The sequence below is a fragment of the Stutzerimonas sp. Brlt_14 genome, assembly GCF_051948915.1.
Classification (GTDB): Bacteria; Pseudomonadota; Gammaproteobacteria; order Pseudomonadales; family Pseudomonadaceae; genus Stutzerimonas; species Stutzerimonas stutzeri.
Map to the genome: position 1 here is coordinate 345474 of NZ_JAYJLM010000002.1, position 15655 is coordinate 361128.

Annotated in this window: 13 protein-coding genes and 1 riboswitch; all 13 genes read left to right on the forward strand. The window is 67.8% G+C overall.

All coding sequences use genetic code 11. The features are described 5' to 3' along the window. Positions 1 to 92 precede the first annotated feature (92 nt). Positions 93 to 3692: an urea carboxylase gene (gene uca, locus VF716_RS05505; RefSeq protein WP_239330676.1), complete on the forward strand. Its 3600-nt coding sequence runs from the start codon at positions 93 to 95 to the stop codon at positions 3690 to 3692. A gap of 118 nt (positions 3693 to 3810) precedes the next feature. Next, positions 3811 to 5613 (forward strand): allophanate hydrolase, encoded by a 1803-nt coding sequence (gene atzF / locus VF716_RS05510; RefSeq protein ID WP_239330674.1) that lies wholly within the window; start codon positions 3811 to 3813, stop codon positions 5611 to 5613. A gap of 132 nt (positions 5614 to 5745) precedes the next feature. Further along, complete coding sequence (locus tag VF716_RS05515; RefSeq protein ID WP_125870824.1) at positions 5746 to 6717, forward strand: aldo/keto reductase; 972 nt, start codon at positions 5746 to 5748, stop codon at positions 6715 to 6717. 297 nt (positions 6718 to 7014) lie between these two features. After that, positions 7015 to 7117, forward strand: a riboswitch (guanidine-I (ykkC/yxkD leader). A 48-nt stretch (positions 7118 to 7165) separates the two neighbouring features. Continuing rightward, positions 7166 to 8167, forward strand: a complete 1002-nt coding sequence (locus tag VF716_RS05520; RefSeq protein WP_125856404.1) for an ABC transporter substrate-binding protein — start codon at positions 7166 to 7168, stop codon at positions 8165 to 8167. 45 nt (positions 8168 to 8212) lie between these two features. After that, entirely contained in the window at positions 8213 to 9235 is a 1023-nt protein-coding gene (locus tag VF716_RS05525; RefSeq protein ID WP_125856403.1) for a fatty acid desaturase family protein, read from the forward strand. Between the two features lies 1 nt (position 9236). Further along, complete coding sequence (locus tag VF716_RS05530) at positions 9237 to 10025, forward strand: SDR family NAD(P)-dependent oxidoreductase (RefSeq protein WP_125886146.1); 789 nt, start codon at positions 9237 to 9239, stop codon at positions 10023 to 10025. Beyond that, positions 10025 to 10780: an SDR family NAD(P)-dependent oxidoreductase gene (locus VF716_RS05535; protein ID WP_061373560.1), complete on the forward strand. Its 756-nt coding sequence runs from the start codon at positions 10025 to 10027 to the stop codon at positions 10778 to 10780. The genes VF716_RS05530 and VF716_RS05535 overlap by 1 nt, the downstream gene beginning before the upstream one ends. Beyond that, positions 10777 to 11661 (forward strand): DMT family transporter, encoded by an 885-nt coding sequence (locus VF716_RS05540; protein WP_053527029.1) that lies wholly within the window; start codon positions 10777 to 10779, stop codon positions 11659 to 11661. The genes VF716_RS05535 and VF716_RS05540 overlap by 4 nt, the downstream gene beginning before the upstream one ends. Next, a complete protein-coding gene (locus VF716_RS05545; protein ID WP_019406262.1) occupies positions 11658 to 12419 on the forward strand; it encodes a creatininase in 762 nt (253 codons plus the stop codon). The genes VF716_RS05540 and VF716_RS05545 overlap by 4 nt, the downstream gene beginning before the upstream one ends. After that, positions 12416 to 13078, forward strand: a complete 663-nt coding sequence (locus VF716_RS05550; protein ID WP_053527030.1) for a cysteine hydrolase family protein — start codon at positions 12416 to 12418, stop codon at positions 13076 to 13078. Before VF716_RS05545 ends, VF716_RS05550 begins: the two co-directional genes overlap by 4 nt. A 49-nt stretch (positions 13079 to 13127) precedes the next feature. Beyond that, positions 13128 to 13937: a hypothetical protein gene (locus VF716_RS05555; protein ID WP_053527031.1), complete on the forward strand. Its 810-nt coding sequence runs from the start codon at positions 13128 to 13130 to the stop codon at positions 13935 to 13937. Continuing rightward, a complete protein-coding gene (locus tag VF716_RS05560) occupies positions 13934 to 14812 on the forward strand; it encodes an ABC transporter permease (protein WP_011913138.1) in 879 nt (292 codons plus the stop codon). The genes VF716_RS05555 and VF716_RS05560 overlap by 4 nt, the downstream gene beginning before the upstream one ends. Before the next feature lie 2 nt (positions 14813 to 14814). Beyond that, the gene (locus VF716_RS05565; RefSeq protein ID WP_014820355.1) at positions 14815 to 15654 is read left to right on the forward strand and encodes an ABC transporter ATP-binding protein; all 840 of its coding nucleotides are present in this window, start codon (positions 14815 to 14817) and stop codon (positions 15652 to 15654) included. Position 15655: the final 1 nt, after the last annotated feature.

Consider the following 15655-nt stretch of genomic DNA (forward strand, 5'->3'; position numbering starts at 1 on the left):
CGGCAACGAAGAAACCCTCCCCAACCACGGACGGCCGTGGCACTGATGAATAAAGGCGGGACGGCCCGCCAGCCCTTCGAGGGTTACTGACCATGTTCGACAAACTGCTGATCGCCAACCGCGGCGCCATTGCCTGCCGCATCCTGCGTACGCTGCGCAACCTGAATGTGAACGGCGTGGCCGTCTACTCCGAGGCCGACGCCGCCAGCCTGCATCTGCAGCAGGCCGACGAGGCCCACAGCCTGGGCGAAGGCCCGGCCACACAGACTTATCTGGACGTGGAGAAGATTCTCCGCATCGCCCGTGAAACCGGCGCGAAAGCCATCCACCCCGGCTACGGATTCCTCTCCGAGAACGCGGCGTTTGCCGAAGCCTGCGAGGCCGCCGGGATCGCCTTCGTCGGCCCGACGCCGGAACAGCTGCGGGTGTTTGGCCTCAAGCACACCGCCCGCGCCTTGGCCAAACAACGCGGCGTACCAATGCTGGAGGGCACCGAGCTGCTCGACAGCCTCGCCGATGCCCTCGGCGCAGCCGAGCAGGTCGGCTACCCGGTGATGCTGAAAAGCACCGCCGGTGGTGGTGGTATCGGGATGCGCGTGTGCCGCTCGGCGGCGGAGCTCACTGATGCCTTCGACGCGGTCAAGCGTCTGGGGCAGAACAACTTCAGCGATTCGGGCGTGTTCATCGAGAAATACATCGAGCGCGCCCGCCACCTGGAGGTGCAGGTGTTCGGCGACGGCGCCGGCGAAGTCATCGCCTTGGGCGTGCGCGACTGCTCGGTACAGCGGCGCAACCAGAAGGTGCTGGAGGAAACCCCGGCGCCGAACCTGCCGACCGGCATGGCCGAGGCCCTGTGCGAGGCGGCAATCACCCTGGCCAAGGCGGTCAGCTATCGCAGCGCCGGCACCGTGGAGTTCGTCTACGACGCCGAAGCCCAGCGCTTCTACTTCCTCGAGGTGAACACCCGCCTGCAGGTCGAGCACGGCGTCACCGAGCAGGTCTGGGGCGTCGATCTGGTGCGCTGGATGATCGAGCTGGCCGCCGGCGACCTGCCGCCGTTGGCCGAGCTGGTGAAGAGTCTCAAGCCCAGCGGCCACTCGATCCAGGCGCGCGTCTACGCCGAAGACCCGGGCCGGGATTTCCAGCCGAGCCCCGGTTTGCTCACCGCCGCGAGCTTCCCTTCAGCCAACGGCAAAGCCCTGCGTATCGACACCTGGGTCGAGGCTGGCTGCGAGATCCCGCCATATTTCGACCCGATGATCGCCAAGGTCATCACCTGGTCCCCGAGCCGCGAGGATGCCCGCGCCGCGCTGGACGCCGCCCTCGGCGACACCCTGCTCTACGGCGTGGAAACCAACCGCGACTACCTGCGCCAGATTCTTGCCTTCACCCCATTCGCCAGCGGCAACCCCTGGACCCGCTGTCTGGAGGGCCTCAGCTACAAAGCCAACACCTTCGAGGTCATCAGCGCCGGCACCCAGACCACCGTGCAGGACTTCCCCGGCCGCCTCGGCTACTGGGCGGTGGGCGTGCCGCCGTCCGGCCCGATGGACAGCCGCGCGCTGCGCCTGGGCAACGCCCTGCTCGGCAACCCCGAGGACGCTGCCGGGCTGGAAATCACCATGAGCGGGCCGATCCTGCGCTTCAACACCGACGCGGTGGTGGCGCTGACCGGCGCCGCGATCCCCGTGAAGCTCGATGACGTCGAACAGCCGATGTGCACCGCCATTTTCGTCCCGGCCGGCCGCACCCTGACCATCGGCACTATTGCCGGCGCCGGTGCGCGCTCCTACCTGGCCGTGCGCGGCGGGGTGCAGGTGCCGGAGTATCTGGGCAGCAAGAGCACCTTCACCCTCGGCCAGTTCGGCGGCCACGGTGGCCGCGCCCTGCGCGCCGGCGACGTGCTGCACCTGGCACCGCTGAGCGACTCGTCGGCCGGCGCCAGGCTCGCCGCCGAGCTGTGCAGCGCCCTGCCGGCGGTGCGCGAGCTGCGGGTGATCTACGGCCCGCACGGCGCGCCGGAATACTTCACCGAAGGCTATATCGACAAGTTCTTCGCCACCGACTGGGAAGTGCACTTCAACTCCAGCCGCACCGGGGTGCGCCTGATCGGCCCGAAACCCGAGTGGGTGCGCGAGAGCGGCGGCGAGGCCGGCCTGCACCCATCGAACATCCACGACAACCCCTACGCCATCGGCGCGGTGGACTTCACCGGCGACATGCCGGTGATCCTCGGCCCGGACGGCCCGAGCCTGGGCGGCTTCGTCTGCCCGGTGACCATCATCGAGGCGGATCTTTGGCAGCTCGGCCAGCTCAAGGCCGGCGACAAGGTGCGCTTCGTCCCGGTGGACGTGCTGACCGCACGCCAGCTGGCCAAGGCCGCCGATGCCGAGTGCGCCAGCCTCGCGCCGGCGGCAGTGGTCGCCACGCCGGTGGCGCTGCAGTCGCCCATCGTGCTCGATATCGGTGAAGCGGACAGCCGCCTGGTCGCCCGCCTCTCCGGCGACACCCACCTGTTGCTGGAGATCGGCCAACCAGAGCTGGACTTGGTGCTGCGCTTCCGCGGCCATGCGCTGATGCAGGCGCTGGAAGCCAAGAGACTCGATGGTGTCATCGACCTCACGCCCGGTATCCGCTCCCTGCAGGTCCACTACCAGCCCGAGACCCTGGCGCTGGAGGACCTCTTGGAGATCGTCGCCGGCCTGTGGGATGCCGTGTGCGCCGCGCAGGACCTGAAGGTGCCCTCGCGCATCGTCCACCTGCCGCTGTCCTGGGACGACCCGGCCTGCCAGCTGGCCATCGAGAAATACATGACCACGGTGCGCAAGGACGCGCCCTGGTGCCCGAGCAACCTGGAGTTCATCCGCCGCATCAACGACCTGGAAAACCTCGACGCCGTCTACCGCACGGTGTTCGAGGCCAGCTACCTGGTGATGGGCCTGGGTGACGTGTACCTCGGCGCGCCGGTGGCCACCCCGCTGGACCCGCGTCACCGCCTGGTCACCACCAAGTACAACCCGGCGCGCACCTGGACCGCCGAGAACTCGGTCGGCATCGGCGGCGCCTACATGTGCGTCTACGGCATGGAAGGCCCGGGCGGCTACCAGTTCGTCGGCCGCACCCTGCAGATGTGGAACCGCTACCGCGCGGTCGAGGCCTTCGGCGGCCAGCCGTGGCTATTGCGCTTCTTCGACCAGATCCGCTTCTACCCGGTCTCGGCCGAGGAACTGCTGAAGATCCGCCGCGACTTCCCGCTGGGCCGCTACCCGCTGAAGATCCAGCACACCGAGCTGCGCCTGTCCGACTACCAGGACTTTCTTGCCGCCGAGGCCGACAGCATCGACGCCTTCCGTCGCCAGCAGCGCGGCGCCTTCGATGCCGAGCGCCAGCGCTGGATCGAATCGGGCCAGGCCCACTTCGAGAGCGAGGAAGTCGCCGCCGACCTCGGCGAGGACGCCCCGCTCGGCGCCGGCCAGCACGGCATCGAGAGCCACATTGCCGGCAACCTCTGGCAGGTGTCGGTGGCCGAGGGCACGCGGGTCGAGGCCGGCGACGTGCTGGTGATCCTCGAGAGCATGAAGATGGAAATTCCGCTCACCGCGCCGGTCGCCGGCGTGGTCAAGGAAGTACGCGCCCAGCCCGGCTCGCCGGTGCGCGCAGGCCAGCGGGTGGTGGTGATCGAGGAGGCCTGAGGCCGAGCAACCGTAGGGTGGACAGCGCCTTGCCTGTCCACCCACCGGCCCAGCGGGCCGGCAACGAACATCGCGGTGGAAAAGGCTTCGCCGTTTTCCACCCTACGAGGGACATGAGATGACCACAACATTCGACCTGCGCCTGGCCACCCTGCGCACCGCCTATGCCGAAGGCACCACCACCCCGCGCCAGCTGATCCTCGGCCTGCGTGACAAGGCCGCCGCGCTCAACGGCGAGTTCAACGCCTTTATCCACCTGCTGAGCGCCGAGGAACTTGAGCCCTACCTGGCCACGCTGGAGAGCAAGACGCCCGCCGAGCTGCCGCTCTACGGCGTGCCCTTCGCCATCAAGGACAACATCGATCTCGCAGGCGTGCCCACCACCTCCGCCTGCCCGGCGTTCGCCTACACGCCCGAAACCAGCGCGACGATCGTCGAGCAGCTGCTCGCCCTCGGCGCGGTGCCGCTGGGCAAGACCAACCTCGACCAGTTCGCCACCGGCCTCAACGGCACCCGCTCGCCCTATGGCGAATGCCGCAACTCGGTGCACCCGGACTACCCCTCCGGCGGCTCCAGCGCCGGCTCCTCGCTGGCCGTGGCGCTCGGGCTCTGTTCCTTTGCGCTGGGCACCGACACCGCCGGTTCCGGTCGGGTGCCGGCGGCACTGAACAACCTGGTGGGCCTGAAAGCCAGCAAGGGGCTGATCTCCACCTCCGGCGTTGTCCCGGCCTGCCGTACGCTGGACTGCGTGACCTTCTTTACCGCGACTGCGGCCGAAGCCAGTCAGCTGCTGGCGCTCACCGCCAGGCTCGATCCGCGCGACGAGTACAGCCGCAGCAACCCGCTGTGGAATGACGGCTCAGCCTTCGGCCAGATCAAGACCTTCCGCTTCGGCATACCCCAGCACCTGGAATTTCTCGGCTGCGCGGAAAGCCCGGCGTTGTTCGCCGCCACAATCGAGCATCTGAAAGCCCTCGGCGGCGAGCCGGTGGAAGTGGACTTCGCCCCCTTCCTCGAAGCTGCACGCCTGCTCTACGAAGGCCCCTGGGTGGCCGAACGCTACAGCGTGGCGGGAGCGCTGATCGAGCAGCAGCCCGACGCCGTGCTGCCGGTAATAAAAGCCGTTCTGGAGAAAGCCCCCGGTACAACCGCCGTGCAGCTGTTCCAGGCGCAATACCGCCTGCAGCAACTCAAGGCCGTCTGCGACCGCACCATGGCCGAGGTCGATTGTGTGCTGACGCCCGCCTACCCGCGCCCAGTGACGCTCGCCGAACTTCACGCCGAGCCGGTCAAGCGCAATTCGGACCTGGGCTACTACACCAACTTCATGAACATGCTCGACTACGCCGCTGTCGCGGTGCCGGCCGCCACCATGCACAACGGCCTGCCCTGGGGCGTGACGCTGTTCGGCCGGGTGTTCACCGACCAGTACCTGCTGAGCCTGGCCGATGCGCTGCAGCATCAGACAGGGCTGAAGTTGATCGGCGGCAACGCGCTCATTACCCCGCCGCCCCGGAATCCGGCCCGCAACGACCGCGCCCGCCTGGTGGTCTGCGGAGCGCACCTGGACGGCCTGCCGCTGAACTGGCAACTCAGGCAGCGTGGCGGACGGCTGCTGGAAACCACCCGCAGCTCGCCGGACTACAAGCTCTACGCGCTGGCCGGCGGGCCACCGCTGCGCCCGGGCATGGTTCGCGTCGCCGAAGGCGGAGCGGCCGTCGAGGTTGAAGTCTGGGAGCTGCCGAGCCAGGAACTCGGCTCCTTTCTCACCGGCATTCCGGCACCGCTCGGCCTGGGCAAGGTGCAGCTCGCCGACGGCCGCAGGGAAACAGGCTTCATCTGCGAGCCCTACGGCCTGGACGCCGCCCGGGACATCACCGAACTTGGCGGCTGGCGCACCTATCTGAAGCGTCGCTGCTGAGGCAGACGAGGGGCGACGGGATTGCACTGCGGCCATCCCGTCGCATTGTCGGAACATCCAGCGCCGGGCCGACCTCCGATGCAGAGCCACGCCGACTCCGGTCGGCACCATCTGCATCCGAAGGAGGACTCCATGCGTATCACCCTGCCACGCATCGGTCTCGGCGGCGCACCGCTGGGCAACATGTTCCATCCGCTCAGCGAAGAAACCGCCGACGCCACCCTCAATGCCGCCTGGGACGCCGGCTTTCGCTATTACGACGTGTCGCCGCACTACGGCGCAGGCCTGGCCGAGCAGCGCTTCGGGCGCCTGCTGAGTGGCAAGCCGCGTGACGAGTACGTCCTGAGCACCAAGGTCGGACGCCTGCTGCAGCCGGCCGGCCAACCGGAGAACGCCAAGCCCTTCGTCGACGAGCTGCCCAACAAGCGTGTGCCGGATTATTCGGCCGACGGCGCACGCCGCTCCATCGAGGACAGCCTGGAGCGCATGGGCGTCGATCGCCTCGATGTGGTGTTCATCCACGACGTTTCCGAAGACCAATGGGGCCCGCAATGGCGCGAGTACTTCCAGCAGGCCATGAACGGCGCGGCGAAGGCGCTGACCCAGCTGCGCGATGAAGCCGTGATTCGCGGCTGGGGCCTGGGGGTCAACCTGGTCGAGCCATGCCGCCTGGCTCTGGAGCAGAGCGACCCGAACGTGTTCCTGCTGGCCGGCCGCTACTCGCTGCTGGAGCACGACGAGGCGCTGGACACCCTGTTCCCGACCTGCCTGGCACGCGACGTTGGCGTCGTCGTTGGCGGGCCGTTCAACTCCGGCGTCCTGGCCGGTGGCGATCACTATGAGTACGACCAGATCCCACCACAGGTCGCCCAGCGCAGGGAGCAGCTCAAGGCCGCTGCCGAGCGCTGCCGCGTCGATCTGCGGGCCGCCGCCCTGCATTTCTGCCTGGCCAACCCGGTGGTCGCCTCGGTCATCCCGGGCACGGCCAATCCCGAGCGTCCCCGGCAGTACATGGAATACTTCAACACCCAGGTGCCCCGCGAGTTCTGGCAGACCCTCAAGCGCGACGGCCTGCTGCGCGAGGATGCGCCGGTGCCGATCTGACTTCTGCCAAGCCGTAACGGGCTGACCGCCCCCATGCGCCGCCTGGCCCGTGGCGGCGGTCGGGCCGGAACGGTGTCGTCAGCTGCGCCATCCGCACTATCGCGGAGCAAGCCTCCCCATTAGTGAGCAGCGCCGTGCCGGCGCGCCGCCTGTGGTGGCTCCGACGCTGGCTGCAACTCATTGAAACTCCACGGGTTCGCTGCCAGCCACCGCATCTGGCACGCAACCTGCTCTATCAGCCTTGCACGGGATGAGTCGCCTCCGGCACTCATGACGCTTGGCACAATCAGGAGCAACTTCAAGGAGAACTAGGGTTCCGGCTCACAGGGAGTGGGCGCTGGTCCGAGAGTTCTCCGGTCCCAGGGACGGGACTACACGGAGGGATAAAAGCCCGGGAGACGCGATGTCATCCCGTGCCTGTCATTCCAATGTGTAGGGAAATCACGCCATGTCCACACTGCGCTCGCTGAACAAGACCCTCCTCGCCGCCGGCCTGGCCGTCGCGACGTTGTTTTCACCGCTGGCCAGCCAGGCTGCCGAGAAGCTGAAGATCGGCACCGTGGTCTGGGCCGGCTATGGCCCCTTCTATGTCGCCGACAAGCTCGACCTGTTCAAGCCCCACGGCCTGGACGTGGACCTGCAGTTCTTCAACGACCCGGCGCTGATTCCCACCGCCATGGTGAGCCGCGCGCTGGACGGTGGCATGCTCACCTACGACCAGGTAGTGGCCTCGGTCGCCAAGGGCTTGAAGCACCGGGTGGTGATGCCCATCGACTTCTCCAACGGCGGTGACGCCATCGTCGCCGACGCGTCGATCCAGTCCATCGCCGACTTCAAGGGCAAGAAGGTCGGCTTCAACCCGCTGTCACCCTCCGACTTCCTGCTGGCCTACGCGCTGCAGCAGAACGGCATGAGCGACAAGGACATCGACGCCGTCAACATGACTCCGGAAGGCATCCCCGGCGCCATGGCCTCGGGCAACCTGCCGGTCGGCGTGACCTACGAGCCCAACGTCTCGCAGATCCTCTCCATGGGCGGCGGCGACAAATTCAAGGTGGTCTATTCGTCCAAGGACGCACCAGGGCTGATCACCGACGTGCTGGTCTTCGACGAGGCGGTGATCGCCAAGAAGCCCGCCGCCATCAAGGCGATGATCCAGGGCTATCTCGACGGCCTGACCTACATGCAAGCGCACCCCGAGGAGTCGGCGAAGATCATCGGCGAGGTACTCGGCGTCAGCGCCGAAGAAGCCGTCGAGCAGATGGCCGGCGCCTACAACATCCCCCTTGCGGAGATGGGCAAGAGCTTCACTCCAGGCGACGACACCCATTCCTTCCATGGCAGCGGCGCGATCATCGCCAAGCTGCTCAAGGACAACGGGCAGATCCCGACCGTCCCGGATTTCAGCCAGACCTACGACGCCCAATTCACCGAAGCGCTCGCCCAGTAAGCCGACGCCGGGCGGGCCGTCGCCCGCCTGTGCTGGAGAAAAACCATGACTGCCAAACCTCTGTACCGTTACGCCGATGGCCGCCTGCCCAACACGCTGGCGATCCTCTATACCGCGCTCGCCTACGGCGGCGGCCTGGCTCTGCTGTTCGCCGGTAACGGCTGGCTGAACGCGCTGGGCACGCTGCTGCTGGCCCATGGCATGATCATCGCCGCCTACCTGATCCACGAATTTGCCCACGGCGCCATCTTCAGCGTGCCCAAGCACAACGAATGGGCCGGCAATGTTTGCAGCTGGCTGTGCGGCAGCTGCTACGCCGAGTTCCAGGACCTGCGCAAGAAGCACATGCGCCACCACGTCGACCGCGCCGACGTGATCACCTTCGACAGCAAGGCCTTCCTCAAGGCACGCCCGCTGTGGTTCCAGAAGCTGGTGCTGGCGCTGGAATGGGCCTATGTGCCGGCGGTGGAGCTGATCATGCATTTCTATGTGATCGCCCTGCCCTTCATCACCGACAACGACAAGCACCACGCCCGGCGCGGCAAGGTCGCCGCGGTGCTGGCCATTCGCGCACTGCTCTTTGCCGGGCTCGCGGTGCTCTCGCCGAAGGTCGTGCTGCTCTACGCCGTGGCCTGGATGATCATGCTCAGCGTGCTGCGTTTCGCCGATGCCTATCAGCACACCTACGAGGCCTTCGCCGTGCTGGAGGACGGTGGCAAGCTGCCGGAGGACAAGCGCCGCGACCGCAGCTACGAGCAGCAGAACACCTACAGCAACGTGGTTTCCGAGCGCTGGCCGGCGCTGAACCTGCTGCTGCTCAACTTTTCCTTCCACAACGCCCACCACGAGAAGCCGGTGGCGCCCTGGTATCGCCTGCCCAAGCTGCACGCCGAGCTGTACGGCAGCACCTACAACCAGGTCATCCCGATGCGCAAGCTGCTCGGCAGCTTCCACCGCTACCGCGTACGCCGCGTGCTGGACGATGACTACGGGGTGGTCAGCGAAGGGCCGAACAAGGCCGACAACTTCTACGGCGCCGTGGGCGTCTCGTTCCTGACGGCGGTGTGACATGCACAAGGCACTGGATTACCGAGGCCGTTGCGTGGTCATCACCGGCGCCGCCGGGGGCATCGGCCGGGGCCTGGCGCAGAGCTTCGCCGCTGCCGGCGCCACCCTGGAGCTGCTGGACCGTGACGCCGACGCCCTCGCCCGGCTCGCCGACGAACTCGCTGGCGAGACGCCGCTGCACTGCACCGCACTGGACCTGGGTGATCGCCAGGCGGTGCAGCAGTACGCCGATGACCTCGCCTGCCGCGGCCTCAACACCGATGTGCTGATCAACAACGCCGGTGTCGAGTACGCCACGCCGCTGGGCGAGTGCAGCTTCGAGGCCGATCAGCGCTGGTCGGCCCTACTGGAGAACAACGTCGGTTCCATGCAGCGCCTGACCCGCGCATTGCTGCCACGCCTGCGCGCCGGCGCCAGCGTGATCAACCAGGCCTCCATCTGGGGTCTGAAAGGCGTGCCGGGCTTTTCCGCCTATGTCGCCAGCAAGCACGCGGTGGTCGGCCTGACCCGTTCGCTGGCCTGGGAGCTGGGCCCGCGGCGCATCCGGGTGAACGCGGTGTGCCCCGGCTGGATCGGCACCGATGCGGCCATGCGCTCGCTGCAGGTGATGGCGGACGCCAACGGCCGCAGCGACAGCGCCGAGCTCGCGGCGATACTCGCCAACCAGGCCATTCCGGAGCTGCTGACACCGGCCGATCTGGGTGGCACCTTCCTGTTCCTCGGCTCACCGCTGGCCGCCGCCCTGACCGGCCAGGCGCTGTCGGTCAGCCACGGCGAGGTGATGCACTGATGGCTGCCATCCTTACCGGGCTGACCGCTCTGGTCACCGGCGCAGCGACCGGCATCGGCCGTGCCACCGCACTCGCGCTGGCCGCCGAAGGCGCGCGGGTCTGGATCAATCATCGCGATCAACACGACCTGGCGGAACGAGTGGTCGAGCAGATCATCGCCAGCGGCGGCTGCGCCTGGGCCATCGAGGCCGATGTCAGCGATCCGGCTGCGGTCGCGGCAATGTTCGAGACCATCGAGGCACAGGGACCGCTGGATCTGCTGGTCAATAACGCCGGGGTGATCCTGGAAAAGCCCTTTCTCGAAACCAGCGAGGCGGACTGGGCAAGGGTGCTGGGCGTCGATCTCGCCGGCGTCTACCGCTGCTGCCGCCATGCACTGGCACAGATGCAGCCGCGGCGCAGCGGCGCCATCGTCAATATCGCCTCGGACCTCGGATTTCTCGGCCGCGAACAGTACGCCGCCTACTGCACGGCCAAGGCCGGGGTGATCGGCCTGACCCGCTCACTGGCCCGCGAGTTCGCTGCAGACGGCATCCGCATCAATGGCGTCGCACCCGGCCCCATCGCCACGGCGATGGTCAGCCCGGAGCACATGAGCGACGAGTGGATGGCCAAGGAGCTGGCGATCCCCATGGCGCGCCTGGGCACGCCGGAGGAAGTCGCGGCGGCCATCGTCTTCCTGCTTTCGCCGCAGGCGAGCTATTTCACCGGACAGCTGCTCGGGCCCAACGGCGGCTCCTGGATGGGCGCATGAACAGCCTGATGCCACAGGGCATGCTGATCGGCGGCGCCATCATGTGGGGGCTGGGCTGGCTGCCGCTGCAGTTCTTCGCGGCCCGCGGCCTGGCAGGGATGCCGCTGGTGCTGCTGACCTATTCGCTGCTCAGCCTGTTGGCGTTGCCGGTGCTCTGGCAGCAGCGCCGCCAGTGGGCGAGCCAGTATCGCCAGGTGCTCACCATGGGCCTGTGCGGTGGCTGGGCCACCGCCGCCCTGGTTACCGCCCTGGCCGAGGGCAACGTGGTACGGGTGATGCTGCTGTTCTACCTGGCGCCAGTCTGGGCGATGGTCGGCGGCTGGCTGCTGCTGGGCGAACGCCTCAGCGGCACACGGCTGTTCGCCCTGGGGCTGGCGATGCTCGGCATCGGCCTGACCCTCGGCGTCACGAGCGAAGCGCTGGCCGCGCCCGGCGCGAACGACTGGCTGGCGCTTTCCGCCGGCCTCGCCTTCAGCCTCAACAACCTCGCCACTCGCGCCGCCGACCGGGTGCCGCTGGCGAGCAAGGCGCTGGTCAGTTTCGCCGGCAGCGCGCTGCTCGGTGGGCTGTTCTGCCTGCTGCTGCGCCAGCCACTTCCGCCCCTGGATCTGACCCTGAGCTGGCAGATCGCCCTGCTCGCCCTCGGCTGGCTGGTCAGCATGGCCGCCGTGCAGTACGGCCTGACTCATCTGGAAGCCGGCCGCGCCGCGGTGCTGGTGGTGTTCGAGCTGATCGCCGCGGTGCTGTCGTCCGCCTGGTTCGGCGCCCACGCCATCGGCCCGAACGAATGGCTCGGCGCCGCCCTGATCACCACCGCCGCGCTGATCGCCGGCTGGCCGGAACGTCCCCTTTCAATCGCGACAAGGAGCACCTGCGCATGACCGTGCACATGGATCAACTGAGCTGGGTCGATTACGAACGCCGCGTGCGCGAAGGCGCCGTGGTCTTTCTGCCCTGCGGCGCCACCGAGCAACATGGCCCGCACCTGCCGCTGGGCACCGACGCGTTGCTGGCCAGTGCCATCAGCGCGGACGTGGCGGCACGAGTTGGTGGGCTGGTGGCACCGGCGCTGTCATACGGCTACAAGTCACAGCCGAAATGCGGCGGCGGCCAGCACTTCTGCGGTACCACCAGCCTGGATGGCGCAACCTTGAGCGCCCTGGTGCGCGACGCCGTGCGTGAGTTCCATCGCCACGGTGTGCGCCGCCTGGTGCTGGTGCTCGGCCATTACGAGAACCAGTGGTTCGTCGCCGAGGGCATCCAGCTGGCGCTGCGCGACCTCGGGCCGGACGCCGGGCTGGAGGTGATGCGCCTGGAGCACTGGGACTTCTGCCGCGAGCAGACTCTCACTGACGTCTTCCCCGACGGCTTCCCCGGTTTCGCCCTGGAGCATGCCGCGGTGATCGAGACCTCGCTGATGCTGCATTTCCATCCGCAACTGGTCGCGCTGGAGAAGATTCCCGACGACGCCCCGGCCGACTTTCCGCCCTACGACATGTACCCCACCCGTACCGAATGGGTGCCGCCCTCCGGGGTGCTGTCCTCGGCCAGAGGCTCCAGCGCGGCGAAAGGCCAGCGGCTGGCCCACGACATCGTCGAAGGCATCGCCGCCGCGGTGTGTAAGGAGTTCGCCCTGTGAGCCTGACGACGAACCCGCTGGTCCCCGAGCATACGGCGCTGCTGGTGATCGACATGCAGCGCGACTTCTGCGCGCTGGGCGGATACGCCGACCAGGCCGGCATGGACGTCAGCCGCCTGCGCGCACCGATCCCGGCGATCCAGGCGCTGCTGGATCGCGCCCGCGGCGTGGGCATGCTGGTGGTGCACACCCGTGAAGGCCATCGACCGGATCTTTCCGACCTGCCCGAGCCCAAACGCCGCCGCGCCCAGGCCACCGGCGCTGCCATCGGCAGCAGCCCCGGCCCCCTCGGCCGCCTGCTGGTGCGCGGCGAATTCGGTCATGACCTGATCGACGAGCTGCAACCGCGCGCCGGCGAGCCGGTGATCGACAAGCCGGGCTACAGCGCCTTCGCCCATACCGATCTCGAACTGATCCTGCGCCGCCGCGGTATCGAGCGGCTGATCCTGACCGGCGTGACCACCGAGGTCTTCGTGGCCTCGACGCTGCGCCAGGCCATCGACCTTGGCTTCGACTGCCTGACCGTCCGTGACGCCTGCGCCTCGGCCGACCCGCAACTGCATGCGGCTGCGCTGGCGATGATCGAGGTGGAAGGCGGCCTGTTCGGCAGCGTGATCGACAGCCATCGGCTGCTGAGCCAGCTGGAGGGATCGCCATGACCCCCCTGCCTGATCGCGTCCGAAGCACGTCATTTGCGGAGCATTACCCATGAAAACCGTTCCCGATGCCTATCTCGGCGTCTGGCGCCGCCGCCTGCTGACCACCACGGCCGGCCTGCGCGACGAAACCAGCGAAGTCTACTGGCTGCAGACCGCCAGCCTGCACGCCGACCTGCGTCTGCCGGGGGGTCAACCCGTGGCACCGGCAGCTTCGCTTGAAACCTGCAGCCATGCCCAGCAGTTGGCGCTGAGTGAACAGGCCGGCTTTGCCGGCATCACCGAGGTCAACGGCGATATCTGCCAGTGGCATCGGCTGATCGACTTCCAGCCGCCGGGCGGGCCTGCGGATATCGGCCTGATGCGCTTCGAGACCCCGGAACGGCTGCTGGAAGACGGGCTGGACGGCAGCTATCACGAAATCTGGCAGCGCCTGCCGGAATCGCAGGGGCGCAACTGGGGGATCTGGCTGCGCGCGTCGGAGCAGCCAGCCCGCCAGGCCTGCCTGCTGGTAGCGGGCGACTACTTCCTGTTCGCCGCCGAGCGGCCAATTCTGCTGCCGGCCAGCTCGGGGCATCTGCGTTACCAGCTGGCCGCCATCGGCCCCGCGTTGCGGCCGCAGCTGCTGGCCTGCGAGCTGTCCTTCGGCCGCCACCGCAACGGCGCCACACCCTGGCAGATCACCCATTCGACGCTGCCCGGCCGCGTCGGCGACGCGCTGCTGTCGAGCTACTGGAACTTCGCCGACCCCGCCAGTCTGCCCGCCGCGGACCTCGCCGCGCTCGGCCGTTATCCGGCGGCCGGCGGCTGGCAACGCGTCGAACTGGATGTGCCTACCGCTACAGAGGAGGTCCCCGCATGACCGCACAGATCAGCATTCCCTCCGCTGCCCCCGCCGCTCAACAACGACACACCACAGCACCCGTCGCGCGGGCCGAACCGGTGGTGCGCAGAGGCAGTTTCTGGCGCATTCGCGGCGAACTCTCGCGGCGCAGCGCCTGGCTGCTCACCGGCGCCGGGCTGAGCCTGCCCTTCGTCGTCTGGTGGCTGTGGACCGCCCTCGGTCTGGCCGACCCGATGTTCATGCCCAGCCCCGGCGCGGTGCTCGAGCGCATCGGCCGCTGGTGGACCAGCGAGGGTCTGCTGGGAGACATCGGCATCAGCGTCTGGCGGGTCATGGCCGGCTTCGGCGCCTCGGCACTGATCGCCCTGCCGCTGGGGCTGTACATCGGCACGTACCGGCCGGTGCAGGCCTTTCTCGAACCGCTCACCGACTTCATCCGCTATATGCCGGCCGTGGCCTTCATTCCGCTGGTGATGCTCTGGGTCGGCATCGACGAAGGCTCCAAGGTGCTGATCATCTTCATCGGCACCTTTTTCCAGATGGTGCTGATGGTCGCCGAGGATGTGCGCCGCGTACCCATGGCGCAGATCGAGGCGGCGCAGACCATGGGCGCCAACCGCAGCGAGATCGTCAAGCTGGTGATCCTGCCGTCGGCCAAGCCTGCGCTGCTCGACACCCTGCGCATCACCTGCGGCTGGGCCTGGACCTACCTGGTGGTGGCCGAACTGGTCGCGGCCAACTCCGGCCTGGGCTACGCCATCCTCAAGGCGCAGCGTTACATGCACACCGACAAGATCTTCGCCGGCATCCTGCTCATCGGTCTCATCGGCCTGATCACCGATCAGGCCTTCCGCTGGTTGCACCGCCGCGCCTTTCCCTGGATGAGGAAATGACCATGTCCGATGCCAAGATTCGTGTACGCCAGGTCGGCAAGACCTTCGTCAGCGAGCGCCGTGAGGTGCAGGCGCTGCAGTCGATCGACCTGGACATCCAGCCCAACGAGTTCGTCACCTTCGTCGGCGCCTCGGGCTGCGGCAAGTCCACCCTGCTACGCATCATCGCCGGCCTGGAGACGCTGAGTCGCGGCGAGATCCTGCTCGACGGCAGGCCCATCGACGGCCCCGGCGTCGACCGCGCCATGGTCTTCCAGCACTACAGCCTCTACCCCTGGCTGACGGTGATGCAGAACATCAAGTTCTGCCGCCAGCTCAAGGTGATCGGCGATACCGTGCGCCACGATGGAGACGTGGAGTCCGCCGCCGGCCGCGCCGATGCCCTGCTCAACCTGATGGGTCTGACGCGCTTCGCCGATGCCTACCCCAGCCAGCTCTCCGGCGGCATGCAGCAACGCGTTGCCATTGCCCGCGCCCTGCTGCCCAAACCCGCGACACTGCTGATGGACGAGCCCTTCGGCGCGCTGGATGCGCAAACCCGCGAAGTCATGCACGACCTGATCCGTCACGTGCACCGGCTGGAGAAGAGCACCATCCTGTTCGTCACCCACGATGTCGAAGAAGCCATCTATCTGGGCAGCCGCATCGTGCTGATGGCGCCACGCCCCGGGCGCATCGATTCCATCTACGAGGTGCCGCTGCCGGCCCAGCGCCACCAGGATATGAAGCTCGCGCCGGAATTCACTGAGCTCAAGCGCGAGATCCTCGCGCGGATCCGCGAAACCTCGGGCATGCAGACCGACCTCGAGCAACTGGCCAAACTCAGCGCCGTGGCCGGCTGAA

Excerpts from the sequence above, each read along its gene's own strand:
- VF716_RS05530 (WP_125886146.1), top strand. The coding sequence starts at position 9,237 with ATGCACAAGGCACTGGATTACCGAGGCCGTTGCGTGGTCATCACCGGC.
- VF716_RS05520 (WP_125856404.1), top strand. The coding sequence starts at position 7,166 with ATGTCCACACTGCGCTCGCTGAACAAGACCCTCCTCGCCGCCGGCCTG.
- VF716_RS05555 (WP_053527031.1), top strand. The coding sequence starts at position 13,128 with ATGAAAACCGTTCCCGATGCCTATCTCGGCGTCTGGCGCCGCCGCCTG.
- atzF (WP_239330674.1), top strand. The coding sequence starts at position 3,811 with ATGACCACAACATTCGACCTGCGCCTGGCCACCCTGCGCACCGCCTAT.
- VF716_RS05525 (WP_125856403.1), top strand. The coding sequence starts at position 8,213 with ATGACTGCCAAACCTCTGTACCGTTACGCCGATGGCCGCCTGCCCAAC.
- VF716_RS05545 (WP_019406262.1), top strand. The coding sequence starts at position 11,658 with ATGACCGTGCACATGGATCAACTGAGCTGGGTCGATTACGAACGCCGC.
- VF716_RS05535 (WP_061373560.1), top strand. The coding sequence starts at position 10,025 with ATGGCTGCCATCCTTACCGGGCTGACCGCTCTGGTCACCGGCGCAGCG.
- uca (WP_239330676.1), top strand. The coding sequence starts at position 93 with ATGTTCGACAAACTGCTGATCGCCAACCGCGGCGCCATTGCCTGCCGC.
- VF716_RS05540 (WP_053527029.1), top strand. The coding sequence starts at position 10,777 with ATGAACAGCCTGATGCCACAGGGCATGCTGATCGGCGGCGCCATCATG.
- VF716_RS05515 (WP_125870824.1), top strand. The coding sequence starts at position 5,746 with ATGCGTATCACCCTGCCACGCATCGGTCTCGGCGGCGCACCGCTGGGC.
- VF716_RS05565 (WP_014820355.1), top strand. The coding sequence starts at position 14,815 with ATGTCCGATGCCAAGATTCGTGTACGCCAGGTCGGCAAGACCTTCGTC.
- VF716_RS05560 (WP_011913138.1), top strand. The coding sequence starts at position 13,934 with ATGACCGCACAGATCAGCATTCCCTCCGCTGCCCCCGCCGCTCAACAA.